This is a genomic window from Pseudoxanthomonas sp. CCNWLW251, assembly GCF_037402255.1.
Taxonomy (GTDB): Bacteria; Pseudomonadota; Gammaproteobacteria; order Xanthomonadales; family Xanthomonadaceae; genus Pseudoxanthomonas_A.
This window is the reverse complement of the sequence record NZ_JBBEGA010000001.1, coordinates 1205457-1228374: the sequence shown is the minus strand read 5'-3', so window position 1 is coordinate 1228374 and position 22918 is coordinate 1205457. Positions and strand designations below refer to the sequence as shown.

26 protein-coding genes, 1 tRNA gene and 1 pseudogene are annotated in these 22918 nt (G+C 68.0%); 19 read left to right on the top strand and 9 right to left on the bottom strand.

Annotated features, from left to right (window positions below; genetic code table 11):
• The first annotated feature begins 3 nt into the window (after positions 1–3).
• The 4 genes from WBN46_RS05870 to WBN46_RS05855 all read left to right on the top strand — a co-directional run bounded on the left by WBN46_RS05870 (position 4) and on the right by WBN46_RS05855 (position 3717).
• Positions 4–930, top strand: a complete 927-nt coding sequence (locus WBN46_RS05870; RefSeq protein ID WP_337730680.1) for an arginine deiminase-related protein — start codon at positions 4–6, stop codon at positions 928–930.
• Positions 931–1077: 147 nt separating this feature from the next.
• Positions 1078–1473, top strand: a complete 396-nt coding sequence (locus tag WBN46_RS05865) for a hypothetical protein (protein ID WP_337730679.1) — start codon at positions 1078–1080, stop codon at positions 1471–1473.
• Positions 1474–1550: 77 nt separating this feature from the next.
• Complete coding sequence (locus tag WBN46_RS05860; protein ID WP_142123336.1) at positions 1551–2237, top strand: response regulator transcription factor; 687 nt, start codon at positions 1551–1553, stop codon at positions 2235–2237.
• A gap of 28 nt (positions 2238–2265) precedes the next feature.
• Entirely contained in the window at positions 2266–3717 is a 1452-nt protein-coding gene (locus WBN46_RS05855; RefSeq protein WP_192200122.1) for a sensor histidine kinase, read from the top strand.
• Between the two features lie 3 nt (positions 3718–3720).
• Here WBN46_RS05855 and WBN46_RS05850 read toward each other — a convergent pair.
• Positions 3721–4528, bottom strand: a pseudogene (locus WBN46_RS05850) (M90 family metallopeptidase).
• Positions 4495–4815 carry a hypothetical protein gene (locus WBN46_RS05845; RefSeq protein WP_337730678.1) on the bottom strand — a complete coding sequence of 107 codons (321 nt, stop codon included), beginning with the start codon at positions 4813–4815 and terminating at the stop codon, positions 4495–4497. The pseudogene WBN46_RS05850 and the gene WBN46_RS05845 overlap by 34 nt, the downstream one beginning before the upstream one ends.
• Positions 4816–5007: 192 nt before the next feature.
• Here WBN46_RS05845 and WBN46_RS05840 point away from each other — a divergent pair, with 192 nt between their 5' ends.
• From WBN46_RS05840 to WBN46_RS05795, 10 genes are all read left to right on the top strand, one after another.
• Positions 5008–6825, top strand: coding sequence for a DegV family protein (locus WBN46_RS05840; protein WP_337730677.1), 1818 nt, complete (start codon positions 5008–5010; stop codon positions 6823–6825).
• A gap of 30 nt (positions 6826–6855) precedes the next feature.
• A complete protein-coding gene (gene plsY, locus WBN46_RS05835) occupies positions 6856–7482 on the top strand; it encodes a glycerol-3-phosphate 1-O-acyltransferase PlsY (protein WP_337730676.1) in 627 nt (208 codons plus the stop codon).
• Positions 7479–8447 carry a bifunctional biotin--[acetyl-CoA-carboxylase] ligase/biotin operon repressor BirA gene (birA, locus tag WBN46_RS05830; RefSeq protein WP_337730675.1) on the top strand — a complete coding sequence of 323 codons (969 nt, stop codon included), beginning with the start codon at positions 7479–7481 and terminating at the stop codon, positions 8445–8447. Before plsY ends, birA begins: the two co-directional genes overlap by 4 nt.
• Entirely contained in the window at positions 8444–9190 is a 747-nt protein-coding gene (locus WBN46_RS05825; RefSeq protein WP_337730674.1) for a type III pantothenate kinase, read from the top strand. Before birA ends, WBN46_RS05825 begins: the two co-directional genes overlap by 4 nt.
• 19 nt (positions 9191–9209) lie before the next feature.
• Positions 9210–9872 carry a hypothetical protein gene (locus WBN46_RS05820; protein ID WP_337730673.1) on the top strand — a complete coding sequence of 221 codons (663 nt, stop codon included), beginning with the start codon at positions 9210–9212 and terminating at the stop codon, positions 9870–9872.
• A 13-nt stretch (positions 9873–9885) separates the two neighbouring features.
• Positions 9886–9961, top strand: a tRNA-Thr gene (locus tag WBN46_RS05815).
• 98 nt (positions 9962–10059) lie between these two features.
• Positions 10060–10983: an arginase gene (gene rocF, locus WBN46_RS05810; protein WP_337730672.1), complete on the top strand. Its 924-nt coding sequence runs from the start codon at positions 10060–10062 to the stop codon at positions 10981–10983.
• 148 nt (positions 10984–11131) lie between these two features.
• Entirely contained in the window at positions 11132–11284 is a 153-nt protein-coding gene (locus tag WBN46_RS05805; protein ID WP_192200130.1) for an entericidin A/B family lipoprotein, read from the top strand.
• A 200-nt stretch (positions 11285–11484) separates the two neighbouring features.
• Positions 11485–11619 (top strand): entericidin A/B family lipoprotein, encoded by a 135-nt coding sequence (locus tag WBN46_RS05800; RefSeq protein WP_337730671.1) that lies wholly within the window; start codon positions 11485–11487, stop codon positions 11617–11619.
• Between the two features lie 270 nt (positions 11620–11889).
• Complete coding sequence (locus WBN46_RS05795) at positions 11890–12111, top strand: CsbD family protein (protein ID WP_337730670.1); 222 nt, start codon at positions 11890–11892, stop codon at positions 12109–12111.
• 69 nt (positions 12112–12180) lie between these two features.
• Here WBN46_RS05795 and WBN46_RS05790 read toward each other — a convergent pair whose 3' ends face one another.
• Complete coding sequence (locus WBN46_RS05790; RefSeq protein ID WP_337730669.1) at positions 12181–12984, bottom strand: hypothetical protein; 804 nt, start codon at positions 12982–12984, stop codon at positions 12181–12183.
• A gap of 192 nt (positions 12985–13176) precedes the next feature.
• Here WBN46_RS05790 and WBN46_RS05785 point away from each other — a divergent pair, with 192 nt between their 5' ends.
• The 5 genes from WBN46_RS05785 to WBN46_RS05765 all read left to right on the top strand — a co-directional run bounded on the left by WBN46_RS05785 (position 13177) and on the right by WBN46_RS05765 (position 18046).
• Positions 13177–14469: a tryptophan--tRNA ligase gene (locus WBN46_RS05785; RefSeq protein WP_337730668.1), complete on the top strand. Its 1293-nt coding sequence runs from the start codon at positions 13177–13179 to the stop codon at positions 14467–14469.
• A gap of 3 nt (positions 14470–14472) precedes the next feature.
• Positions 14473–14772: a hypothetical protein gene (locus WBN46_RS05780; RefSeq protein WP_192200135.1), complete on the top strand. Its 300-nt coding sequence runs from the start codon at positions 14473–14475 to the stop codon at positions 14770–14772.
• Positions 14773–14867: 95 nt separating this feature from the next.
• Positions 14868–15797 (top strand): MBL fold metallo-hydrolase, encoded by a 930-nt coding sequence (locus WBN46_RS05775; RefSeq protein WP_337730667.1) that lies wholly within the window; start codon positions 14868–14870, stop codon positions 15795–15797.
• A gap of 93 nt (positions 15798–15890) precedes the next feature.
• Entirely contained in the window at positions 15891–17537 is a 1647-nt protein-coding gene (locus tag WBN46_RS05770) for a M28 family metallopeptidase (protein ID WP_337730666.1), read from the top strand.
• 74 nt (positions 17538–17611) lie between these two features.
• The gene (locus tag WBN46_RS05765; RefSeq protein WP_337730665.1) at positions 17612–18046 is read left to right on the top strand and encodes a BLUF domain-containing protein; all 435 of its coding nucleotides are present in this window, start codon (positions 17612–17614) and stop codon (positions 18044–18046) included.
• Between the two features lie 10 nt (positions 18047–18056).
• Here the strand turns inward: WBN46_RS05765 and WBN46_RS05760 are convergent, their stop codons facing one another.
• From WBN46_RS05760 to pdhA, 6 genes are read right to left on the bottom strand one after another with little or no spacing between them, the layout of a single operon-like run.
• Positions 18057–18443, bottom strand: coding sequence for a VOC family protein (locus tag WBN46_RS05760; protein ID WP_337730664.1), 387 nt, complete (start codon positions 18441–18443; stop codon positions 18057–18059).
• Positions 18444–18490: 47 nt separating this feature from the next.
• A complete protein-coding gene (locus tag WBN46_RS05755; protein ID WP_337730663.1) occupies positions 18491–18838 on the bottom strand; it encodes a VOC family protein in 348 nt (115 codons plus the stop codon).
• Between the two features lie 20 nt (positions 18839–18858).
• The gene (locus tag WBN46_RS05750) at positions 18859–20235 is read right to left on the bottom strand and encodes a dihydrolipoamide acetyltransferase family protein (protein WP_337730662.1); all 1377 of its coding nucleotides are present in this window, start codon (positions 20233–20235) and stop codon (positions 18859–18861) included.
• A complete protein-coding gene (locus WBN46_RS05745; protein WP_337730661.1) occupies positions 20232–20600 on the bottom strand; it encodes an SH3 domain-containing protein in 369 nt (122 codons plus the stop codon). The genes WBN46_RS05750 and WBN46_RS05745 overlap by 4 nt, the downstream gene beginning before the upstream one ends.
• Complete coding sequence (locus WBN46_RS05740) at positions 20600–21643, bottom strand: alpha-ketoacid dehydrogenase subunit beta (protein ID WP_337730660.1); 1044 nt, start codon at positions 21641–21643, stop codon at positions 20600–20602. The genes WBN46_RS05745 and WBN46_RS05740 overlap by 1 nt, the downstream gene beginning before the upstream one ends.
• An 8-nt stretch (positions 21644–21651) precedes the next feature.
• Entirely contained in the window at positions 21652–22737 is a 1086-nt protein-coding gene (pdhA, locus tag WBN46_RS05735; protein ID WP_192200142.1) for a pyruvate dehydrogenase (acetyl-transferring) E1 component subunit alpha, read from the bottom strand.
• Between the last annotated feature and the right edge of the window lie 181 nt (positions 22738–22918).

Genomic DNA, 22918 nt, shown 5'->3' with positions numbered 1-22918 from the left:
CGCATGATCACGCGCGACATCGCCGCCTTTGCCGCGCACGTGCGAACGCTGGCGCCGGATGTCGGGCCGGCCACGGCGCGTGCGGCGTTCCTGGTGTCGCCGGACGGATTCATGCGTGCGGAACAGTCCGCGCAGGACAACCGCTATATGGCCGGCGCCGAGGCGTTCGATGCCGGCGCCGCACTGCGCGAACACCATGCGCTGCATCGTGCGCTGTCGGAGGACGTGCCGGTGTTCTGCTTCCCCGGCCGTGAGGCGACGCCGGATGCGGTGTTCCCCAACAATGTGTTTGCCACCGCGCGGGTGGGTGGGGAGCCGCGACTGGTCATCGGCCGCATGCGCCATCCGGTGCGGCAGCGTGAAGCGGAACGGCCCGACATCCGGGGTTTCTTCCGCGACACGCTGGGATATGCGGAAGTCGATCTGTCGACCCAGCCGCATCCCTGCGAACTCACGGGGGCACTGGTCATCGACCGCGCCCGCGGCATCGGCTTCTGTGGGCTGTCCGAGCGTTGTGACGAGACCGGCGCGGCGCGCATGCACGAGGCGTTCGGCCTGCGCGCGACGTTGATGTTCGACCTCGCCGCTGGCGAGTACCACACCAACGTGCTGCTGGCGGTACTGGCCGGCCGTGCCGCCGTGGTCTGTCCTGACCGGTTGCTGGCGCCGGGCCTGGTGGATGCGCTGAGGGCGATCTACGGGCCGCACGTGGTGGTGCTGTCCGCTGCCGAACAGGCGGCGTTCGCCGGCAACGCGATCGCACTGACCGGTAACGCCCTCTGGATGAGCCGGCGTGCGAGCGCGTCGCTCAGCGGCGCCAGCCGCAGGCAGCTCGAAACCGGCGCGGGTTTCGCGGTCCGGAGCGTGGGGCTGGATGCCATCGAGGCGGGTGGCGGCTCGCTAAGGTGTTGTGTGGCCGAGGTTTTCTGATCGTTCATCTGTCTGAATGCGGGGCGCGACCCTGTGGATAAATTCAGAACGGATTCACCGCTGCGGGCCAAGACTTCGCTTCCGATCAAAAGAGGCGGTTTCGGGTTCCGTTCAGTTTCGCGACCCCAGTTCCGTTACGATTCCGTTATGCGCTTTCGTACCCCCACTCTGGCTGCCATCACCCTGGCGGTATTCGTCGCCCTAACGGGCACCCACGGGGTGCGCGCGCAGGACGAACGCGGCCGTGACGATCCGCCGCCAGCGCGCGAGCGCGGCGCATTGCGGGCGGAAAACATGGGGCACCGCTCGTCGATGTCCGATTCGGTACGCCGCGTGCGCAACGAAACCGGTGGACAGGTGCTGAGCGTGGAGCGCATGCAGTACGAGGGACGCGAGATCAATCGCGTGAAGTATGTCGACGACCGCGGCCGGGTACGCACGATGGATGATGCGGGCACGTCCCGTCGCGGCATGGACGCACCGGTGCGGCCCCGGCGTGAGATGACGCAGCCTCCACGCGGTGATAACCCCCCGCGCCCGTAGTCTTACGTAGAATCACGGCTCATCACGAGCACGCCCGCGCGGTCACTGAAGCCGCGCCGCATTCCCAAGGAGAGTCCATGCGTATCCTGCTGGTCGAAGACGAAGCCCCCCTGCGTGAAACCCTCGCCGCGCGCCTGAAGCGCGAAGGCTTTGCGGTGGACGCGGCCCAGGACGGCGAGGAAGGCCTGTACATGGGTCGCGAGGTGCCGTTCGACGTGGGCATCATCGATCTCGGTCTGCCCAAGATGTCCGGCATGGAACTGATCAAGGCGCTGCGCGACGAAGGCAAGAAATTCCCGGTGCTGATCCTGACCGCGCGTTCCAGCTGGCAGGACAAGGTGGAAGGCCTGAAGCAGGGCGCCGACGACTACCTGGTCAAGCCTTTCCACGTGGAAGAGCTGCTGGCCCGCGTCAATGCGCTGCTGCGCCGCGCGGCCGGCTGGAGCAAGCCCACGCTGGAGTGTGGTCCGGTCGCACTGGACCTGGCCGCGCAGACGGTCAGCGTCAATGGCAGCAACGTCGACCTGACCAGTTACGAGTACAAGGTGCTCGAATACCTGATGATGCACGCGGGCGAACTGGTCTCGAAGGCCGACCTGACCGAGCACATCTACCAGCAGGATTTCGACCGCGACTCCAACGTACTGGAAGTCTTCATCGGTCGCCTGCGCAAGAAGCTGGACCCCGAAGGCGAGCTGAAGCCGATCGAGACCGTGCGCGGCCGCGGCTACCGCTTCGCCATCCCGCGCACCGGCGAAGGCTGATGGACCGCGCCGGCATCGCCAGCATTTGATGCCTGCGCCACCTTCCGGCGCCGTGCCGCCCGCCCACGTCGGTCGCGACCGGTTCGACGGCTGGCGTCCGCGCTCGTTGCGCGCGCGCCAGCTGCTCGCGGCCAGTCTCGCGCTGCTCGCCTTCCTCGCGCTCGCCGGTTACGCGCTGGACCGCGCGTTCGTCGACACCGCCGAAGACAACCTGCGCCAGCGGCTGAAGAGTTATGCCCTGTACTACACCGACAAGGTCGAGTTCGGTCGCAACGGCACGCTGATCCCGCCTTACAACACACCCGATCCCCGCTTCGACATGCCCGACAGCGGCATGTATGCGCAGGTGGTGTTGCAGAACGTGCCGCCCTGGGGCTCCAACTCGACGCTGGGTCCGGAACTGCCGGTGCCCAGGCGACTGGGCGCGCTGGAAGAGACGTTCGAGGGCCCGCTGCCGATACGCCGCGCCGACGGGAGTGAGGGCGAGGCTTATCGCTACGGCGTTGGCTATGCCTGGCCGGCAACCCACCAGCACGCCGAGATTCCCTACAGCATCTACATCCTGGAGGACGCGCAGGCGCTGAGCACGCAGATCCGCGTGTTCCGGGGCTCGCTGTGGGTCTATCTGGGCGGTGCCGGCGTGATCCTGTTGCTGCTGCAGATGCTGGTGCTGCGCTGGAGCCTGCGTCCGTTGCGGCGGGTGATCTTCGAACTCAGCCGCGTACAGCGCGGTGAGCTGTCGGGCATGACGGAGAGCCATCCGCGCGAACTCGAGCCGCTGACCGACAGCATCAATGCCTTCATCGAAAGCGAGCGCGAGAACCTGGAGCGTCAGCGCAACACGCTGGCCGATCTGGCGCACAGCCTGAAAACGCCCATCGCGGTATTGCGCACGCAGCTCGACGACAACGGCGATCCGCAGTCGCTGCGCGAGGAACTGGACGTGCAGCTCAAGCGCATGAACAACCTCGTGTCCTACCAGCTTGCGCGTGCGGCTTCGAGCGGCCACAAGCTGTTCTCGGCCGCCATCGCCATCGAGCCCAACGCCGAAGAGATCGTGCGGGGACTGGAAAAGGTCTACGCATCGAAGGGCGTCATCTGCGAATTCGAGATCGATCCGCGCGCGCGCTTTCATGGCGAGACGGGCGACCTGCAGGAATTGATGGGCAACCTGCTTGAGAACGCGTTCAAGTGGGCGCGTTCGCGCGTGCTGCTGACGGTAAAGGTGGGAGCGACCGCACCGCAGCGCAGGCCCGGACTGTTCCTGGCCGTGGATGACGATGGCCCGGGCATCGCCGAGGAGGACGTGTCCAAGGTGCTGCAGCGGGGCGTGCGCGGCGATGAGCGCGTGCAGGGGCACGGTATCGGGCTGTCGATCGTGCAGGACCTGATCCGCGACTATCGCGGCGAACTGCAGGTGCTGCGCTCGGAGGAACTGGGCGGCGCGCGCTTCGAGGTGCGGTTGCCGCCGGGCCTGTAACCGTTACGTCGTCGCGAACGGCGATGGACCGTAGAATCGCCGCAAGTGCCTGCCCACCTCCGGCATCGCGTCGGCCAGCACGTCCGGCGCGGAGAAGTGGTATTCGGTGACGACGGCGAAAAACTCTTCCGGTGCCTCGGCGGCATACGGGTCGATCACGGTCTCGCGGCCCAGGTCGACCTGCATGCAGAAGTCATCGTACGCGCGCTGGAAGTCGCGCGCCCAGTGGCCATGCCACTCGCCCGGCAGGGGCGGTGTGCCGTCCAGCTCGCCATCCAGCGCATCCAGCTTGTGCGCCATCTCGTGCACGGCGACGCAGAAGCCGGCATCGGGTTCGGCCAGATCGGCTTGCACGTCGGCCCATGACAGGATCAGCGGACCCTGGTCCCAGGCTTCGCCGGCCAGATCGTCTTCCCACTCGTGCAATACGCCGGCCGCATCGGTATGCGTGCGTTGCACGCGGAACGCGTCCGGATAGACGATCAGCTGCGACCAGCCGCGCAAGCCGCTTTCGCCGAACTCCAAGAGTGGCAGGCAGCACAGCGCCGCCAGTTGCACGCGTTGCGCGTCGTCCAGGCTCAGGCCGGCGAGCGGCGTGATGGTCTTCTGGTGCAGGAAGCGAACCGCCAACCCGCGCAGCCTGTCCGAACGCACGTCATCCAGTGCCGACACCCAAGGAGTGTCCGTAGTTACGGTCCGCCAGAGTTCGTCCTGGATGGACGGGGAGGGGCGCCGCAGGCGGCGCAACAGTCCAATCACCGGGTGATGCCGTCCGCGTCAGCGGAACATGCCCGGCAGGAAACTGTGCCACTTGGAGCCGCGGCTGCGTGGCAACGGGGTGTCGTCGTCGTCGCCGCCACCCCGCGAGGTGGAGGGCGTCAATGCGGCGGGTGCGGCGTACTTGTTGCGCACGGCGGTGGCTCGCGCACGGCGTGCGTCCGGAGTGGTCGGCACGGCATCACCCGGGCGGTCGGCGACGGCGCGGTCCGCGACGTCCTGGCAGGTGGTGGCATTGCCGTTGGAGATGCTGCGCCCGTTCTGGGCGAGTACCGCCGCAGAGGCGCCGAGAAGCAGCAGGGCAAGGCTGGCGCGTAACATCGGAGAGACTCCTGTCGGTCGGGGTACAGCGGCCAGATGACGCCGCCGACTATAGCGGGAATGGCCCGGCGCGGCATGAATGCGGCGGGCCTTGCGACGAAACGCCCCTGCGCGGCGATGGATCGAGGAAAACCGGTCGCGGCCTGTTGCGTCGCAACAGGGGTAATGAGGGGCTTGCGTCAGACTGCGACGATGTCCGTGCCCGACGCCCGCCCGCTGACCGCCCCCGCCTTGCGCCTGGCACTGATTGCCGGAGCACGCCGGGTCATCGCCGCGCGGGATGGATTGAACCGCATCAATGTGTTCCCGGTTGCCGACGGCGATACCGGCAACAATCTCGCATCGACGCTCGGCAGCGTGCTGCATGGCGCGCTCAGCCAGCCCAGCCAGCATGTCGGCGATCTGCTGAGCCGCGTAGGCAACGACGCGATCGATGGCGCGCGCGGCAATTCCGGCGCCATCCTCGCGCAGTTCCTGCATGGCGTGGCCGAGCGCGTGCGCAACCTGCCGGAACTGGACGCCCGTTCGCTGGCCGCAGCCGTCCGTCAGGGCGCGCAGAGCGCACGCCAGGCCCTCGCGCAGCCGGTGGAAGGGACGATCCTGAGCGTGATTGCCGCATTCGCCGAGGAACTGGATGCCGCAGCGGGGGAGGGCAACCAGGCCGACGCACGCAGTGGCTTCGTCCGCGCGCTCGTCCGTGCGCGTCGCGCACTCGCCGACACGCCGCGCCAGATGGCCTTGCTGCAGCGTGCCGGCGTGGTCGATGCCGGCGCGCAGGGGTTTGTCGACCTGCTGGAAGGCATCGCCGAGTTCGTCGAAGGCGGACCACGGGCGGTGCGCGTGCGCGCCAGCGCGCCGGGCGCAGCCAACGATGCCGCCGGTCCGACGGTTCACGACCATGCCATCGATCCGACGCGCCGCTGGTGCACCGAATGCCTGCTGATGGGCGAGGCGCTGGACCGCGATCGCCTGCGTGCCGCGCTGGAGGCCGGCGGTGCGGATTCCATCGTCATCGCCGGTGGCGCGTCCCGCCTGCGCGTGCACGCGCACACCGGATCGCCGCAGGCGCTTTTCGATGCGTGCGCGGCGCAGGGCCACGTCGAAGGCATGAAGGCGGACGACATGATCCGCCAGCAGGCGGTGGCTGCCGCCACGCAATCGCTGGTGGTGGTCACCGACAGTGCCGCCGACCTGCCGGACGACATTGCCGAGCGCCATGCCATCGGCGTGGTGCCCGCACGGGTGGACCTGGATGGCCGCGACTACCTGGACAAGGTGGGCCTGTCGACGGGCGAGTTCTACCGGCGCATGGCGGTCTCGCGCCAGTTGCCGCGCACCAGCCAGCCGCCGCCGGGCGACTTCCGCCGGCAGTTCGAGCTGTCGCTGGCCCACCATGCGCGGGTGCTCTATGTCGGCCTGTCGCGCGCGCTGTCGGGCACGCTGCAGTCGGGTGAGCATGCCGCCGCGCGTGATCCCTCCGGACGCGTAAGGGTGTTCGATACGGTCAACGCCGCCTGTGGCCAGGCGCTGCTTGTGTGGCGTGCCGCCGAACTCGCGGCGGAAGGCCGCAGTGAAGCGGACGTGGTGGCCGAGCTGGAGCGCCTGCGCCCGCTGACGCGGATGTGGGCCATCGCGCCCGACATCTCCCATGCCGTGCGCGGCGGTCGCATACCGCGCTGGGCCGCGCCCATCGCGCGGCTGAGCGCGTTGACCCCGATGGCGAAGATGAGCGCGGATGGCCGCATGACGGTCGCCGGCATCCTGTTGACGCGCGCGCATGCGCCGGAAGCCTTCGCGCGGCGGGTCGCACGCCAGCTGGAATCCGGGCCGCGCTGGCGGGTGATCGTGGGGCACTGCGATGCGCGTCCGCAGGGCGAGCGATTGCTCGCCGCGCTGCGCGCGCGGCTGACGATCAGCGAGGACCGGTTGGTCGAAACCGGGGCGGCCATCGGCGCGCATGCCGGCCAGGGCGCCCTGATCGTGGCCGTACAGCCGGCACCTGATGCCTGAGCGGGGAGGGGCGTGGCCCATAATGGCGCCATGCTGATCGTCTGCACCTTGTTGCTGCTCGCCTACCTGCTCGGTTCCGTGTCGGGCAGCCTCACGCTGGGCCGGCTGCGGGGCGTGGACATCCGCACGCAGGGCAGTGGAAACGCGGGCGGCACCAACGCCTTCCGCACGCAGGGGGCGAAGTTCGCACTCGGTGTAGTGCTGGTGGACATCGGCAAGGGTGCGCTGGCCGCATGGCTGGCACTGCGTTTCGCGCCGATGGAGGGCCCTCTGTCGCCACGCGCGCTGGGTTTTCTGGCGACGCTGGCTGCGGCGTCGGGGCATGTGTGGCCGATCTGGCACGGGTTCCGCGGCGGCAAGGGCGTGGGCACCCTGCTGGGGGGCGTCGCCGTGCTCTGGCCGTTGGCGTTGCTGCCGCTGTTCCTGGTCTGGCTGGGCGTCCTGGTCGCGACCGGTTACGTGGGGCTGGCGTCGATCATCGCCACCGCGTGCCTCGTGCCACTGGCATGGTGGATGCACGCGGACCGTCCCGCGCAGATGTTCGCCGCCGCCGCAGCAGCGCTGGTGCTTTTCACCCATCGCGCCAACATGCAGCGATTGCGTGCCGGCACCGAGTCGCGCTTCGAACGCGTGCGCGTCTGGCGCCGCCGCGCATGACCGGCGAACGCGAACTGCTGCAGCGCCTGATCGAAGGCCCCGTTTCCGGCGACTTGCTCGCCCGCGACGCCAACGTCACCCGCGCCGCCATGTGGAAGCGGATCGAAGCACTGCGTGCGGGCGGCCTGCGGATCGATGCACAGCCGGGCCGCGGGTATTCGCTGGAAGCGCCGGTCGAGTTGCTGGACGCGGACCTGATCCGCGCCCCGTTGCGGGACGCGACCGCCGCGCAGCTGGCGTCGCTGGAGGTGGCATGGTCGCTGGATTCGACGAACAGCGAGTTGCTCCGCCGCAAGGCGCCCGAGCATGGGGCTGCGGTGTTGCTCGCGGAACAGCAGACCGGCGGGCGTGGCCGGCGCGGACGGCAGTGGGCGTCCCCGATTGCGGCGAATCTGTATCTGTCGCTGTCGCGCCAGTTCTCCGGCGGGCTCGCGCGCCTCGGCGGCCTGAGCCTCGTGGTCGGCGTGGCCGCCGCGGAAGCCCTGCAGCAGGCCGGCTATGCTCCGGTCGGCGTGAAGTGGCCCAACGATCTGCTGGCGCACGGGCGGAAGCTGGGCGGCATCCTGGTGGAGGGCGGCGGCGAGCATGGCGGCCCGGTGCGCGCGGTGATCGGGATCGGTGTGAACATGCACATGCCGGCGACTGCGGCGACGGCGATCAGCCAGGCATGGACGGACCTGGCCACGCTGGGCGGTGGTCAACCTTCGCGGAACAGGATCGCGTCCCACCTGCTGGATACCTTGTTGCCCGCGCTCGAACAGTTCGATCGCGAAGGCTTGTCGCCGTTCCTTGCGAGATACGCTGCACTGGACGTGCTGATGGGCCGCGAGGTCGTCGTGCATGGTCCGCAGGGTGACGAGCATGGCGTGGCCGAAGGCATCGGTGATGACGGTGCGTTGCGGGTGCGCGTGGGCGAGGTACAACGACAGGTGCATGCCGGAGACGTCAGCGTGAGGGCGACATGACGCAGTGGGTATTCGATCTGGGCAATTCGCGCGTGAAAGGCGCACCGTTGAGGGCGGACGGGACATTGGGCGAGGTGCTGGCGACCGGATACGACGGTGAGTTCATCGCCGTGCTGGAGGCTGCCGTTCCGGCGATCGACATGCAGGGATCGTCCGCCGTGCTCGCCAGCGTTGCATCACCTGCACGTACCGCTGCGGTGGTGGACTGGTTGACCACCCGTTTCGGGTGCATCTCGATCGCGCGTACGCAGCCGGCGCTGGCCGGTGTGCGCATTGCCTATGCCGACCCCGGACGGCTTGGCGTGGATCGCTTCCTGGCCTTGCTGGCGGCCCGCGCGCGCGCCGCGCGCCCGTGGCTGCTGGTGGGTATAGGCACGGCGGTGACCGTCGATCTGCTGGATGCGGACGGGCGGCATCGCGGCGGACGCATAGCGCCCTCGCCCCGCCTGATGCGTGAAGCACTCCAGCAAGCGGCCGCGCAGTTGCCATCGCAAGGCGGCGGGTACGTCGAGTTCGCCACCGACACCCTCGATGCGCTGGCATCCGGTTGTGGCGGCGCCGCCCTGGGATTGATCGAGCGCAGCCTGCAACACGCCCATGATCTCCTGGGCGAGCGCCCTGCCTTGCTGCTGCATGGCGGGGGTGCGGCCGAGCTGGCGCCCGCGCTGCGCGATGGCGAACTGGCGCCAGCGCTGGTGCTCGAAGGACTGGCTGCGTGGGCGCGGCTCGGTACCGCCGCCTGAGCACCGCTAGAATCCCTGCATGCTGATCCGTGCCCTGATCGTCCTGTTGATCGTCCTGAACGTGGGCGCCGCCGCGTGGTGGCTCACCCGTCCCGCCGTCGTGCCGCCGCCACCGCCTCCATTGCCAGCCGGCGTGGCGCGCCTGCAACTCGTCGACGAGTTGCCTGCGGCCACCACAGGTCCGTCGGCCGTGGACGCCCGTGCGACGCCGGAAATCCCGGCGGCCTGTTTCAGCCTTGGGCCCTTCACCAGCCAGGCTGCCGCGACCCTGGCGCAGGATGCCGTCAAGGGCCAGCTCCTGCGGGCGCATCTGCGGGAAGTGCCCGGCCTCAGCGCCAGTGGTTACCAGGTGGTCATGCCGCCCGCGCCGTCGTTGGAAGAGGCGCAGGCGATCGCCGGCCGCATCGGGGCGGCGGGATTCAACGACTTCCTCGTCGTGCGCCAGGGCGAACAAGCCAACGGGATCGCACTGGGCCGGTATCGCAGCCGGGAGGCCGCCGAACGCCGGGTATCGCAGTTGCAGGCTGCCGGGTTCACCGCACAGATGCAGCCCGTCGGCCGCGCGGGCCCAAGCCTGTGGTGGCTGGATGCCGGCGTCGCGGAGGGTGTCGACCCCGTCGTGCTTGCCCGTGCCGCGTCCAGCGGTACGCCGCAATCGCTCGAATGCACGGCGCTGCGCTAGAATTGCCGCCCACGCCGCTTTAGCTCAGCTGGTAGAGCAACCGCCTTGTAAGCGGTAGGTCATCCGTTCGATTCGGATAAGCGGCACCATTTCCTGTCGGCGCATTGCCCACTCGCGTGCTGCGATGCCACAGGCCCGTCATCGCCGACGGCATAGACTGTGCGTCTGTTTTTCGCAGGACGTACCCATGAGTCGAACTTTCCCTCCCGTTTCCCTGATCGGCGTGCCCACCGATGTCGGCGCAGGCCATCGTGGCGCGCGCATGGGACCTGATGCGCTGCGCATCGCCGGCCTTGCCGAAGCACTCGCGGCACGGGGCGTGGAAGTGATCGACACCGGCAACGTGCAGGGTCCTGCCAATCCCTGGACCGGTCCCGTCCAGGGTTACCGGCACCTCGATGAAGTGGTCGCATGGAACCGCGCGGTGATGGACGCCACCGCTGCCGAACTGGCGCAGCAACGGCTGCCCATCATGCTTGGCGGCGACCACTGCCTCGCCATGGGCTCCATCACCGCCGTCGCGCAGCATTGCCGGCGGGTCGGCAAGAAGCTCCGGGTGCTGTGGCTGGACGCGCACTCGGATTTCAACACCAGCGAGGTCACGCCTTCCGGCAACATCCACGGCATGCCGGTGGCCTGCCTGTGCGGCATCGGTCCGGACGCGCTGACCAGGCTCGGGGGCGAGGCGCCCGCGATCACGCCGTCGATGGTCCGGCAGATAGGCATCCGTTCGGTCGATCCCGAAGAGAAGAAACTGATCAAGGACCACAAGGTCGACGTTTACGACATGCGCTACATCGACGAAGTGGGCATGAAGCGCACGATGGAGGCTGCGCTGGAAGGCCTGGATGCCGACACCCACCTGCATGTCAGCTTCGACGTGGATTTCCTGGACCCGAGCATCGCGCCCGGTGTGGGCACCACGGTGCCCGGCGGTCCCAACTATCGCGAAGCGCAGCTGGTGATGGAGATGATCGCTGACACCCGGCTGATGGGGTCGCTGGACATCGTCGAGCTCAATCCAGTGCTGGACCGTCGCAATCGCACGGCAAAGCTCACGGTTGACCTGGTGGAGAGCCTGTTCGGCAAGTCGACATTGATGCGGGACTAGGCTCACGGGGGGTGAGGGGAAACTGGGACTGAACGGAGCTGGTGCTGTTTCACGCGCCCTATACGTCGCGACCTCGAAGGTGTCCGCACACGCCGCCGCAACGTGGGACGCACCTGCGGCAGCGCCCAATCCACCCAGGAGAAGACACATGAAGCGTGCGATGACCCTGCTGATGATGGCCATGTTCTCGATGGCGGTACTGTCCGGCTGCAACACCATGGCCGGCGCCGGCAAGGACGTGCAGAAGGTCGGCGAGAAGGTCGAGGACAAGGCCCAGGACTGCAAGGACGGCAAGTGCTGATGCGCGCTGTCGGCTGACCGCATCCGCCGGATGCGAACCGAAGGAAGGGCCGGGAAACCGGCCCTTCCGCGTTGCCGGCCAGGGTTTGGTCAGCCGCCAGCCAGCGTGCTTAAATCAGACTGCACGGGTGGGGCGGCATGGCCGGCGTATGCCGGACGATGCGCGCCCCAGGCCGTGAATACCGTCCACAGGAGTCGCTTATGAAGCGTATCGTCGCGTTGTTGCTGTTGTCCCTGTTCTCCGTCGCCGTGCTGTCCGGCTGCAACACCGTCAAGGGGTTCGGCAAGGACGTGCAGAAGGTGGGCGAGAAGGTCGAGGATTCCTCGGGCAAATAAGCCCGTGGATTCTGAAGACTCGGGAGCGGGCCGCGTATCGCGGCCCGTTTTTTTGCCGGTATCTGCGATGCGTCAGCCGCGACGATGGGCCACGAAGATCGGGAATGCGCGTCGCTGAACGCATTCATCCGTGCGAACGCGTCCTCATGCGACTGAACTGTTCAGTCAATCCTAATGGCGCGTTGACGCACAGTTGATCGGATGGGAACACGCGGTCTGCGATGCTGTTTCCGCGGCGCCCCCTGCCGCTCAATCAAGCGAGGAAACACCATGAATCAGGACATCATCGCCGGCAACTGGAAGCAGCTGAAAGGCAAGATCCAGGCGAAATGGGGCGATCTGACCGATGACGATTTCAAGGTCGCGCAGGGTAATGCGGAGTACCTTGAAGGCAGGCTGCAGGAGCGCTATGGCTACGATCGGGATCGGGCCCATACCGAAGTCGAGGACTTCAGCCGCAGCCTGCGCGACGACAAGTCGATGCGGCACTGACCTCCTGAAATCCGCGCCAATGCCGAGCAGGAAACGGGCCGCCTATGCGGCCCGTTTCTCGTGTGAGGTTCAGCGCGGGTAGGGCGGATCCGCGACGAAGCCGTTGGGGAACGCGCGCGGCGACTCGTCTCGCCAGAGCGGACGTGACGGCCGGGGGGCGATGCCCAAGGCGACCAGTCGGCGACGCTCGTCGTAACGCAGTTCGCTGACCTGTTCCGGCTGGCGGGTCGCGCGCTCGAAGCCGGTGCGCGAGGTCGGCGCCCATTCGCGTCCCCCGTGGCCGGTACCGATGCTCTGCCGGTGGGATGCTTCGTCGGCGACGATGGCGCGTGCCGATGCGGTGGGTGCGGATGCTTCTGCTTCCGTGCGCTTTTCCATCGCGCCACGGGCGATCGGCGGCGGCGTGTACTGCGGATAGCGGTAGGCGCGCGCTTCGCGGAAGGCGGCGATGCCGATCACGCCCACGTTGCGCGGCCGGCCGGTACGGGCGGCATAGCTGTCGCCGAGGTCGGTGAACACGAACTGCGCCACGTCGTCCATCGACTTGCGCCAGCCGCTGATCTCGGTGGCCTGCCACGGCTCCAGCACGTAACCTGCCTGTGACGGATCCGCGGTCTGGCCGGTGATGGCGTTGACGCCGTCCACCGACAGCACGACCAGTACGCGCTCGCCCGTCGTGTTGGCCAGGCGCACGCTGTAACGGTGGCCGGGGGTGCCGGCGACCCAGAGATCGCCGCGATGCGGGTACCTCGCGAGCGATTCGCCGGTATCGCGGTCGACGAGGCTGACATCGACCAGGGGGCGGGCGTGGACGGGAGCGCACGCGTTGAACAGCGCGAGCGTGGTGAGGAACGCGAGGATGCGGTGCAACATGTCCGTTCTCCAGGTGGGGACGATGCTGGGAACGGGTCGCCGGAAGGAGTGGGGTTGTCCGACGAGGCGATGCCGTTGCCGGTTAAGCCGCCAGCGGGTCTGGCCTGCGACGCCGTGTCGCAGGCGGGCCGGCCGCATCACCCGGTCCCAGCCGGTAAACTGGCCGCTTTCCCGCATTCCCCCGCCTCGCACATGACCACCCGCGTCCTTACCGGCATCACCACCTCCGGCACCCCGCACCTGGGCAACTACGTCGGTGCCGTGCGCCCTGCCGTGGCCGCCAGCCGTGCCGGAGACACGGAGAGTTTCTATTTCCTGGCCGACCTGCACAGCCTGATCAAGGCGCAGGATCCGGCGCGTACCCAGCGCTCCACGCTGGAGATCGCGGCGACATGGCTGGCCTGTGGCCTGGAGCCGGACAAGGTGTGGTTCTACCGCCAGAGCGATGTGCCGGAGATCACCGAACTGACCTGGTTCCTGACCTGCGTGGCGGGCAAGGGCATCCTCAACCGCGCGCACGCCTACAAGGCCGCGGTGGACAAGAACAATGCCGACGGCGAAGACCCGGATGCGGGCATCAGCGCGGGCCTCTTCATGTATCCGGTGCTGATGGCGGCCGACATCCTGATTTTCAACGCGCACCAGGTGCCGGTGGGTCGCGACCAGATCCAGCATATCGAGATGGCGCGCGATTTCGGCCAGCGCTTCAACCACGTGTACGGCAGGGAATACTTCACCCTGCCGGAAGCGTTGATCGACGATAACGTGGCCACGCTGCCCGGACTCGACGGGCGCAAGATGAGCAAGAGCTACAACAACACCATCCCGCTGTTCGCACCGCGCGATGAACTGAAGAAGCTGGTGTTCTCCATTCTGACCGACTCGCGCGGCCCCGGTGAGCCGAAGGACACCGAGGGTTCGGCGCTGTTCCAGCTGTACCAGGCCTTCGGCAGCGCGGAGGAAACGCGGGCCTTCGCGCAGCAGTTCGCCGACGGCATCGGCTGGGGTGATGCCAAGCAGCAGCTGTTCGAGCGCATCGATGCCGAGATCGCCCCGCTGCGCGAGAAGTACGAAGCGCTGATGGCGCGTCCGGCCGATATCGAAGCGATCCTGCGCGACGGCGCGCGGCGCTTGCGCGAACGCTATGCCACGCCGTTGCTGGCGGAGCTTCGCCATGCCGTGGGCCTGCGTGATCTGTCGCAGCAGCCGGTGGCGGAAACCAGGGCCGCCGCGAAGGCCGCGTTGCCGGTATTCAAGCAGTACCGCGACACCGACAGCCGCTTCTACTTCAAGCTGGTCGATGCCGAAGGCAACGTGCTGGTGCAGAGCAACGGGTTCGATTCGCCGAAGGATGCCGGCAGGCTGATCGGCGTGCTGAAGCGGGCCGAGCAGGCGGACGCGATGGAGACGCCGGAAATCGTGCTGCAGGTGCCGGCGGCGGACGTGCTGGCCGCACTGGCCGCGCTGCGCGATGCGGAGGCCTGAACCATGCCGTACCTGGCGGTGATCCTGTTCCTTCCGTGGTTCCTGCTGCTGGGTTCGCTGTTCTGGCTGTTCCCGCGCCAGCCACGCAATGCGCGCCGCAAAGGCTTCGACCTGGCGGTGCTGGCCGTCGCCTTCGTGCTGAGTTTCATCGGCATGCAGTGGGGCTATGCGCTGGGTGCGGCCGACGTGGGCACGGGAGCGATCTGGAAACAGGTACTGGCTACCCTGGTGGCCTACGGCGCCTTCCTGTTCGTGCTGACCGTGGCGGTGCCCGTGCGTGGCTGGTGGTTGTCGCGCGGGTGATCGCCCGCAGGAGCGGGTTGTTCCACCAAAGGCGGGTCGTGCGCTCGCGCGACGGGGACTAGAATCCGGTCATCCGTTCCCACACAGGTCCGCGGATGAGCCTCCACGGCATCCACACCATCGACACCGCGTTCCAGCGCGACCACTTCGACGCCGCCTACCTGATCGTGGAAGCCGGCCGGGGGGCCTTCATCGACTGCGGCACCAACCATTCCGTGCCGCGCCTGCTGGACGCGCTGCAATCCGCCGGACTGGAACCCGACGAAGTGGACTTCCTCATCGTCACCCACGTGCACCTGGATCACGCCGGCGGCGCGGGGCTGCTGATGCAGCAGCTGCCGAACGCCACGCTTGTCGCGCATCCCCGCGCAGCCCCGCATTTGATCGATCCGGCGAAGCTGATCGCGGGTGCGACGGCGGTCTATGGCGAAGAAGAAATGCAGCGCAGCTACGGCACCCTCGTGCCGGTGCCCGAAGCGCGGATACGCGTGGTGGAGGATGGCGAGACGGTGACGCTGTCGGGACGCCCATTGCAGTCCATCGACACGCCTGGCCATGCCCGCCATCATCATTGCATCTGGGACGCGCGCAGCCGCAGCTGGTTCACCGGCGACACGTTCGGACTGTCGTATCGCGAACTGGACGGCCCACACGGTGCCTTCATCCTGCCGACGACCACACCGGTCCAGTTCGAACCCGTGGCGTTGAAGGCGAGCATCGCGCGGATGGTCGCGTATGCACCGGATGCGATGTACCTGACCCATTACGGCCGCATCGGCGACGTGCCGCGCCTGGCGCAGGCGCTGTACGAGCAGATCGACGCGATGGTCGCCATCGCCAACGCCTGCGACGGCCGCGCCGACCGTCATCGTTGCCTCGTGGCCGGTCTTTCAGCGCTGTATCTGGAGCGCGCGCACGCATTGCGGGTGCCGCTGGCCGACGAGGAGGTCGAACGCGTCCTCGCGATGGATATCGAATTGAATGCGCAGGGCCTGGGCGTGTGGCTGGATCGTGGGCGCCCATGACGGGCCGCCGTTTCCTGTAGAAGCGACTGACGTCGATCCTGTGGCAAACATGGATGGACTAGACTGCCGATGTGTCCATTTTTGGCGGTCCCCATGAAGCACTTCCTTCCCGCGCTGCTGTTGTCGCTTGGCGCGACGCCGGCACTCGCCGCCGATGTTCCCGGCGGCGGCATCAGCGCCGACAACCTCTCGCGCCATGTCCGCGTCCTCGCATCGGACGAGTTCGAAGGTCGCGCACCTGCGACGCAGGGCGAAACGAAGACGATTGCCTACGTCGTGGATGAACTCCGGAAGGCAGGCGTGCAGCCGGGAGGTGAGCGCGGTGGTTGGACCCAGGACGTGCCGCTGGTACGCGCACGGGTGGACGGGGCGGTGGACGCGGGGTTGAAAATCGGTGGCGTCACGCAGACCCTCGTCAATGGCGACGATGTCGTCATGCAGAGCCTGAGTCCGGTCGAGCGCGTGCATGTTGTCGACGCGTCCCTGGTGTTCGTCGGCTACGGCGTGAGCGCGCCCGAGCGGAACTGGGATGACTACAAGGGCGCGGACCTGCGCGGGAAGGTCGCGGTGGTGCTGATCAACGATCCGGACTACGAGACGGCGCAGCCTGGTGCGTTCGACGGACCGGCGGTCACCTACTACGGACGCTGGACCTACAAGTACGAAGAGCTCGCGCGGCAGGGTGCCGTGGGCGTGTTGATCGTCCATGAGACCGCGCCGGCGGCCTACGGCTGGAGCACGGTCCGTGCTTCGGGTCTATCGCCGGTGTTCGACATTCCGCGTGCGGACGCGGCGCGGTACCACACGCTGTTCCGTGGCTGGATGCAGCGCGATCTTGCGGTGTCGCTGTTCCAGCGTGCGGGCCTGGATTTCTCCGCGGAGAAGCGGCGCGCGCAGACGGCCGGCTTCACGCCGGTGGCGCTGGGCGGGGCCACGCTGTCGGCCGACTTCAAGGTGGCGCGTGATCAGGTGATCACGCGCAACGTCATCGGCCGGCTGGAAGGCGCCGAGCGCCCCGACGAAACCGTGGTCTATTCGGCGCACTGGGACGCCTACGGCATCGGCGAGCCCGATGCCGACGGTGATGCGATCCGGCATGGTGCCGTCGACAATGCCACGGGGGTGGCGGCCGTGATCGAGCTGGCGCGCGTGTTCGCCGCCGGCCCGCGTCCGCAGCGCAGCCTGCTGTTCATGGCGTTGACGGCGGAGGAAAAGGGCCTGCAAGGCGCGATGTTCTATGCGGCCAACCCGGTGGCGTCGCTGGAGAAGACCGCCGCCGTGCTCAATATCGAGATGCTCAGCCCCGACGGTCCGAGCCGCGACATCGCCTCCTGGGGCAACGGGCGCGTTTCACTGGAAGACGATCTGAAACGCGTGGCCGAAGCGCACGGACGTACCTACTCGCCGGACCCGAACCTCGAAGCGGGCTTCTTCTACCGCGCCGACCACTTCGCGTTCGCCCGCGCGGGCGTGCCGGCGATCACGATCGGCGCCGGACTGGATCGCGTGGACGGCGGTGTTTCCCGTGGCAAGGCGCTGCGCGATGCGTATTTCGCGAAGTGCTACCACCAGCCCTGCGATGCATGGACGTCGAACTGGAATGCAGTGGGGCAGGCGCAGGATGTCGAACTGCTGTACGCGATGGGGCGCGGGATCGCCGACAGCGAAGCGTGGCCCCACTGGCGGGAGGGTTCGGAGTTCAAGGCCACGCGCGAACGTTCGGAGACTGAACGCAAATAGCGGCGCCTGCGCACGTCGGGCGGAGCGGGTGGCGCGGTATGCTCCGTGTCCTTTCCGCGCCGCCCGAGCATCAGATGGCCTCACTGCATGCGCTGGTCTACCAGAGCCAGGCCACGCGCCCGCTGGAGACCGCCGACCTCGATGCCCTGCTGCTCGATGCACGCGTCAACAACCAGTTGGCCAACGTCACCGGCACCCTGATCTACGGCGGGCAACGCTTCGTGCAGTACCTGGAAGGCGCCCGCGCCGATGTCGAGCATGTCTACGCACGGATCGCCCGCGCGCGGCAGCATCGCGAACTGGAGATCCTCGAGCAGGGCAGCCTTGATGCGCGTCGCCTGCAGCGCTGGCACATGGGGTTCGCGGAAGCGCCGCAGAGCCTGGTCCAGCAGCTCAGTCAGGCGCAATGGCAGCGCGACCTGCCGTGGCTGGAGGACGAGACTGCATCGTCTCCCGGCCTGAAACACCTGCTGTCCTTCTGGAACGACCACGTTGTCGTGATGCGGTGAGCTGCTGCTCTCAGGGCCAGCGGTTCGGCGCGCCACGCGTGCTGTCTTCGTCCATCGGCACCACGCAGAAGCGATGGCCGGTGGGCGCTTCCATCACCCACCAGCGGTTGCGCACGTGCTGCACGCGCTTGGCGCCGAGCGCTTCCAGTCGTGCGACTTCGGCGTCGATATCGTCGGTCTCGATGTCCAGGTGCACGCGGGCTTCGTGCTTTACCTTCTGCACTTCGATGTGCAGGCCACCGGGACCGGGTTCGAACTTGTCGTAGATGCCCAGGTCGCCATCATCGGGATGGGTGACTTCCAGTCCCAGCGCCGAGCTCCAGAATGCGGATGCGGCGGGCAGGTCGTCGACCTGGCTGTCGATGATGAAACCGGCGAGACGGCTGCGGTGTGCCATGGCGGATTTCCGGGTGGATGTGCGCGACATCCTGCCACCGTTCGCGGTCAGGTGTCGTCCGCGACCGGGGTACCGAACTGCAGCAGGTAGCCGTTGTTGTCGTAGACGGCGAATTCGCGCATGCCGTAGGCGAACGTCTCGGGCGTGTAGCAGATGCGGGCATGGTCGCGCACGGCGTCCCACAGCGCGTCGACGTCGGCGACTTCCAGGTACAGCGAGCCGGTGAATCCCGGGACCGTATCGCCCTCGTGGTCGTTCATGCCGGACAGCATCAGCTCGGCACCGTCGCGGCGCAGCGCCAGCCAGCCCTGCTCCAGCGCGCCGGATGCGAGTCCGAAGCCCAGCACGTCGCGGTAGAACGCGAGTGTGGCGGGCAGGTCCGGCGTGCGCAGCATCGGCGTGAGCCGACGGAAGGTCACGCCGGCAGGGCCAGGTCGTCGATCAATGCCTTGAGGAAGCGTGCCGCCTCACCGCCGGTGCAGGCGCGGTGGTCGAACGTCACCGACAAGGGGATGACCTTGTGCGATTCGAAGCCACCCATCACCGGCGTGACCTGGTGGCGCGCGCGGCCGGCGGCGACGATGGCGACGCACGGCGGCACCACCACCGGGGTGGCATAGCGGCCGGCGAACATGCCGAAGTTGCTCAGCGAGATCGTGTAGCCGGTCAGTTCCGACGGCGGGATGCTGCGGTCTTCCACCTGCGCGCGCAGGCGGTTGATGCTCTCGCGCACGCCGCCGGCTTCCAGCAGGTCGGCGTTGCGCAGCGCCGGCACGAACAGGCCGTCATCGGTGTCCACGGCAATGCCGATGTCGACGTGTGGATGCAGCGTGCGGGTGAGTTTCTCGCCGTCGAACCACGCATTCATCGCCGGCACCGTCTTGCAGGCGCGCACGATGGCGCGGACGAGGCGGCCGGTCATGTCGTTGCCGGGTACCCACGCATGCACGTCGGCATCGTCGCTCAGCGTGGTCGGCACGACTTTGGCATGGGCATCGGCCATCACGCGCGCCATGTTGCGGCGCACGCCCTTGAGCTGCTCGGGCTGGCCGCTGACCGACACGCCGGGCGGCTGCGTGCGCATCGGCTTGCCGCTGGCCGACAGCGCGGTGCGCTGCACGGTAGGCGCCGCTGTAGGAGGGGCTTCAGCCCCGACCGCACGGTGGGAAAGCGTCGGGGCTGAAGCCCCTCCTACAGCGGCGGTGCCATCGGCGGCCGCCTGCTTCACATCCTGCATGGTGACCGCGCCATCGGCGCCGGTCGGGCGCACGCGCGCCAGGTCCACGCCGAGCTTCTTTGCCATCGCGCGCACGGCCGGCATCGCCTTGACCCCGCCGACGGCGATCGCCTGCTCGGTGTGCACGGCGTTGGACGATTGCATGGCACCGACCACGGTGCCGGCATCCGCCTCGACGGGAGCGGCGTCAGTCGCGACGGGCGATGGGTCGGCCGTGGCGTTCGCGACTGACGTCGCTCCCACGACAGCGGACGTGGGCGGGCCATGGTGGTGGCCGGTATCCTGGCCTTCCGCGCGCTGCGGCAGGCTGGCATCGGGCTCGAACACGGCCAGCATGCTGCCGGTGATGACGACATCGCCCGCCGCGCCGGCCAGCTTCATCACCTTGCCGGACACGGGCGAGGGAACCTCGACCACGGCCTTCGCCGTTTCCATCGACACCAGCGGTTCGTCCAGCCGGATCACGTCGCCTTCCTTGACGAACCATTCGACGATGGTGGCATCCGGTAGGCCTTCGCCCAGGTCGGGAAGGTGGAAGGTCTTGCTCTCGCTCATGCGGATATCTCGTTGGAAGTCGTTTCGTTGATCGGTTGCAGATCGCGCGCCGGTACCCATCCGCTGCGGCCGTCCGTGTGCGTGCACCACCACCAGTCACCCAGTTCGTGCAGCAGGGCGACAGTGTCGCCGGCCCGCACGTCGAGTTCCTGCGCGGAATAGTCGTGCAATGCGACGGCGTGACCGTCGTCGCGCGGCTGCAGCCAGTCCACTGGCGCCCAGCCGGCATTGCCGTCGGCGGTGGTGGTCCAGGCGAAGGCCGGCCACTCGGTGTCGCGTGCGCCGAGCGCAACCATGTCGCCGCGCGCGAACCGGATCGGGTTCGCGTACTGCGTGCGGTAGTCGCGGATGGCGCGGGCGTGCATCAGCCGTTCGCCATCGCCCGCTTCGCCGCCGCGACGATCTTCTCGACGCTGGGCAGGTACTTCATTTCCAGGCGGAACAGCGGGATGTGGGTGTCGTAGCCGGTGACGCGCTCGACCGGGGCCAGCAGGTCGTACATCGACTGCTCGGCCAGGCGCGCGGCGATCTCGGCGCCGAAGCCCGCGGTGCGCGGCGCTTCGTGCACGATCACGCAGCGGCCGGTCTTGGCCACCGATTCGGCGATGGTGTCGAAGTCGAGCGGACGCAGCGTGGCGACGTCGATGACTTCCGCGCTGATGCCTTCGCCGGCGAGCTTGTCGGCGGCTTCCAGCGCTTCCTTCACCTGCGCGCCCCAGGTCACCAGGGTCACGTCGGTCCCGTCGCGCAGCACGAAGCACACGTCCAGCGGCAGCGCTTCACCGTCGTCGGTGACCACTTCCTTGTACTGGCGGTAGATGCGCTTCGGCTCCATGTAGATGACCGGGTCCGGATCGCGGATCGCGGCCAGCAGCAGGCCGTAGGCGCGCTGCGGCGAGGACGGCATCACCACGCGCAGGCCGGGCACGTTGGTGAAGATCGCCTCATTCGCTTCGCTGTGGTGCTCCGGCGCGCGGATGCCGCCGCCCCACGGCACGCGCAGCACCATCGGGCAGTGCAGGCGGCCGCGCGTGCGGGTGCGCAGGCGGGCGGCGTGGCAGATGATGTGGTCGACCATCGGATAGACGAAGCCGTCGAACTGCGCTTCGGCGACGGGCTTCATGCCCTGCGCGGCCAGGCCGATGGTGAGGCCGGCGATGGTGGTCTCGTCCAGCGGCGTGTCGAGCACGCGCTCGGGGCCGAACTTCTGCTGCAGGCCGGCGGTGGCGCGGAACACGCCGCCGTTCACGCCCACGTCCTCGCCCAGCACCAGCACCGATTCGTCGTGCGCGATCTCCCAGGCCAGCGCCTGGGTGATCGCTTCGATGAGCGTGATCGCCGTCGGGGTCGCCGCGGCATCCGGTTTCGCGACTGACGTCGCTCCCACAGTCTTGTTTTCAGGTTTCATCACGGTGCTCACGGGCGGTTCTCCGCGGCGATCGCGGCGGCACGTTGCTGCAGCAGTTCCGGCGGCGGATCGGCATACAGGTAGTCGAACATCGCCTCGACCGGCTGCACCGGCGTGTTGAGATAGGCGTTGACCTCTTCGTCCACGCGCACGCCGCATTCCTCCTTCCACGCGGCCTCGTCCGCTTCGCTCCAGACGCCCTGCGCGGTCAGCCAGGTGCGCAGGCGGGTGATCGGCTCGCGCTCCCAGCCGGCCTTCACTTCGGCGTCGTCGCGGTAGCGGCGCGCGTCATCGGCGGTGGTGTGGTCGGACAGCCGGTAGGTGACGAACTCGATCACCGTGCCGCCCTGGCCCTTGCGGGCGCGCTCGCTGGCGCGGCGCATGCCTTCGAGCACGGCGATCAGGTCGTTGCCGTCGACCTGCAGGCAGTGCAGGCCGCCGGCCAGGCCCTTCTGGGCAAGCGTCTGCGCGCCGGTCTGCGCGCTGCGCGGCACGGAGATCGCCCAGCCGTTGTTGATCACGCCCAGCACCAGCGGCAGTTCGTAAGCACCCGCGGAGTTCAGTGCGGCGTAGAAGTCGGTCTTCGACGAACCACCATCGCCGCAGGTGCTCACCGCGATATGCGGCTGCTTGCGCAGCTTGAACGACAGCGCCGCGCCGGCCGCATGCAGGCACTGGGTGGAAATGGGCACGCAGAAGGGGAAGTCGTTGCGTGCATCGCTGTCGCGATCGTAGTCGCTGCCGCGCTCGTCGCCGCCCCAGTACATCAGCACGTCGCGCGGCTTCACCCCGCGCATGAACATGGCGCCGTACTCGCGGTAGCTGGGTGCATAGACGTCGCCGGTGCGCATCGACGCGCCGATGCCGACGTGGGTGGCCTCGTGACCCAGGCAGCTGGCATAGGTACCCAGCTTGCCGGTGCGCTGCAGGGCGATGGCCTTGGTGTCGAAGGTACGCACGAACAGCATCTGCTTGAACAGCTCGCGCAGGCGGGCGATGTCGCGGCCGGCCTCGGGCAGGTCGTTGCGTACCAGGGTCCCGTCGGGACCCAGATACTGGAGGTATTCGATTTCGAAGCTTGCGGCGATGGTCATCTGGACGGTGTTCTCGTCGGCCGGCGGAATTGGTTTCAAATGTAATTTTAGGAGCTGTGTGCCGGGCGGCTGTCGTGCAATGCAGCAAGACGGGGTTGAATGGCGCGCGCCTCTTCGAAGAAACCGGTGCGGAAACAGGGGCTTGCCCGACTGTCGTTCGGTGTCAGTCCGCCTGCGGTCG

What these genes read in the sequence shown, in the direction of transcription:
- WBN46_RS05870 (WP_337730680.1), top strand. Translation starts at nt 4, where the DNA reads ATGATCACGCGCGACATCGCCGCCTTTGCCGCGCACGTGCGAACGCTG.
- WBN46_RS05865 (WP_337730679.1), top strand. Translation starts at nt 1,078, where the DNA reads ATGCGCTTTCGTACCCCCACTCTGGCTGCCATCACCCTGGCGGTATTC.
- WBN46_RS05860 (WP_142123336.1), top strand. Translation starts at nt 1,551, where the DNA reads ATGCGTATCCTGCTGGTCGAAGACGAAGCCCCCCTGCGTGAAACCCTC.
- WBN46_RS05855 (WP_192200122.1), top strand. Translation starts at nt 2,266, where the DNA reads ATGCCTGCGCCACCTTCCGGCGCCGTGCCGCCCGCCCACGTCGGTCGC.
- WBN46_RS05845 (WP_337730678.1), bottom strand. Translation starts at nt 4,815, where the DNA reads ATGTTACGCGCCAGCCTTGCCCTGCTGCTTCTCGGCGCCTCTGCGGCG.
- WBN46_RS05840 (WP_337730677.1), top strand. Translation starts at nt 5,008, where the DNA reads ATGTCCGTGCCCGACGCCCGCCCGCTGACCGCCCCCGCCTTGCGCCTG.
- plsY (WP_337730676.1), top strand. Translation starts at nt 6,856, where the DNA reads ATGCTGATCGTCTGCACCTTGTTGCTGCTCGCCTACCTGCTCGGTTCC.
- birA (WP_337730675.1), top strand. Translation starts at nt 7,479, where the DNA reads ATGACCGGCGAACGCGAACTGCTGCAGCGCCTGATCGAAGGCCCCGTT.
- WBN46_RS05825 (WP_337730674.1), top strand. Translation starts at nt 8,444, where the DNA reads ATGACGCAGTGGGTATTCGATCTGGGCAATTCGCGCGTGAAAGGCGCA.
- WBN46_RS05820 (WP_337730673.1), top strand. Translation starts at nt 9,210, where the DNA reads ATGCTGATCCGTGCCCTGATCGTCCTGTTGATCGTCCTGAACGTGGGC.
- rocF (WP_337730672.1), top strand. Translation starts at nt 10,060, where the DNA reads ATGAGTCGAACTTTCCCTCCCGTTTCCCTGATCGGCGTGCCCACCGAT.
- WBN46_RS05805 (WP_192200130.1), top strand. Translation starts at nt 11,132, where the DNA reads ATGAAGCGTGCGATGACCCTGCTGATGATGGCCATGTTCTCGATGGCG.
- WBN46_RS05800 (WP_337730671.1), top strand. Translation starts at nt 11,485, where the DNA reads ATGAAGCGTATCGTCGCGTTGTTGCTGTTGTCCCTGTTCTCCGTCGCC.
- WBN46_RS05795 (WP_337730670.1), top strand. Translation starts at nt 11,890, where the DNA reads ATGAATCAGGACATCATCGCCGGCAACTGGAAGCAGCTGAAAGGCAAG.
- WBN46_RS05790 (WP_337730669.1), bottom strand. Translation starts at nt 12,984, where the DNA reads ATGTTGCACCGCATCCTCGCGTTCCTCACCACGCTCGCGCTGTTCAAC.
- WBN46_RS05785 (WP_337730668.1), top strand. Translation starts at nt 13,177, where the DNA reads ATGACCACCCGCGTCCTTACCGGCATCACCACCTCCGGCACCCCGCAC.
- WBN46_RS05780 (WP_192200135.1), top strand. Translation starts at nt 14,473, where the DNA reads ATGCCGTACCTGGCGGTGATCCTGTTCCTTCCGTGGTTCCTGCTGCTG.
- WBN46_RS05775 (WP_337730667.1), top strand. Translation starts at nt 14,868, where the DNA reads ATGAGCCTCCACGGCATCCACACCATCGACACCGCGTTCCAGCGCGAC.
- WBN46_RS05770 (WP_337730666.1), top strand. Translation starts at nt 15,891, where the DNA reads ATGAAGCACTTCCTTCCCGCGCTGCTGTTGTCGCTTGGCGCGACGCCG.
- WBN46_RS05765 (WP_337730665.1), top strand. Translation starts at nt 17,612, where the DNA reads ATGGCCTCACTGCATGCGCTGGTCTACCAGAGCCAGGCCACGCGCCCG.
- WBN46_RS05760 (WP_337730664.1), bottom strand. Translation starts at nt 18,443, where the DNA reads ATGGCACACCGCAGCCGTCTCGCCGGTTTCATCATCGACAGCCAGGTC.
- WBN46_RS05755 (WP_337730663.1), bottom strand. Translation starts at nt 18,838, where the DNA reads ATGCTGCGCACGCCGGACCTGCCCGCCACACTCGCGTTCTACCGCGAC.
- WBN46_RS05750 (WP_337730662.1), bottom strand. Translation starts at nt 20,235, where the DNA reads ATGAGCGAGAGCAAGACCTTCCACCTTCCCGACCTGGGCGAAGGCCTA.
- WBN46_RS05745 (WP_337730661.1), bottom strand. Translation starts at nt 20,600, where the DNA reads ATGCACGCCCGCGCCATCCGCGACTACCGCACGCAGTACGCGAACCCG.
- WBN46_RS05740 (WP_337730660.1), bottom strand. Translation starts at nt 21,643, where the DNA reads ATGAAACCTGAAAACAAGACTGTGGGAGCGACGTCAGTCGCGAAACCG.
- pdhA (WP_192200142.1), bottom strand. Translation starts at nt 22,737, where the DNA reads ATGACCATCGCCGCAAGCTTCGAAATCGAATACCTCCAGTATCTGGGT.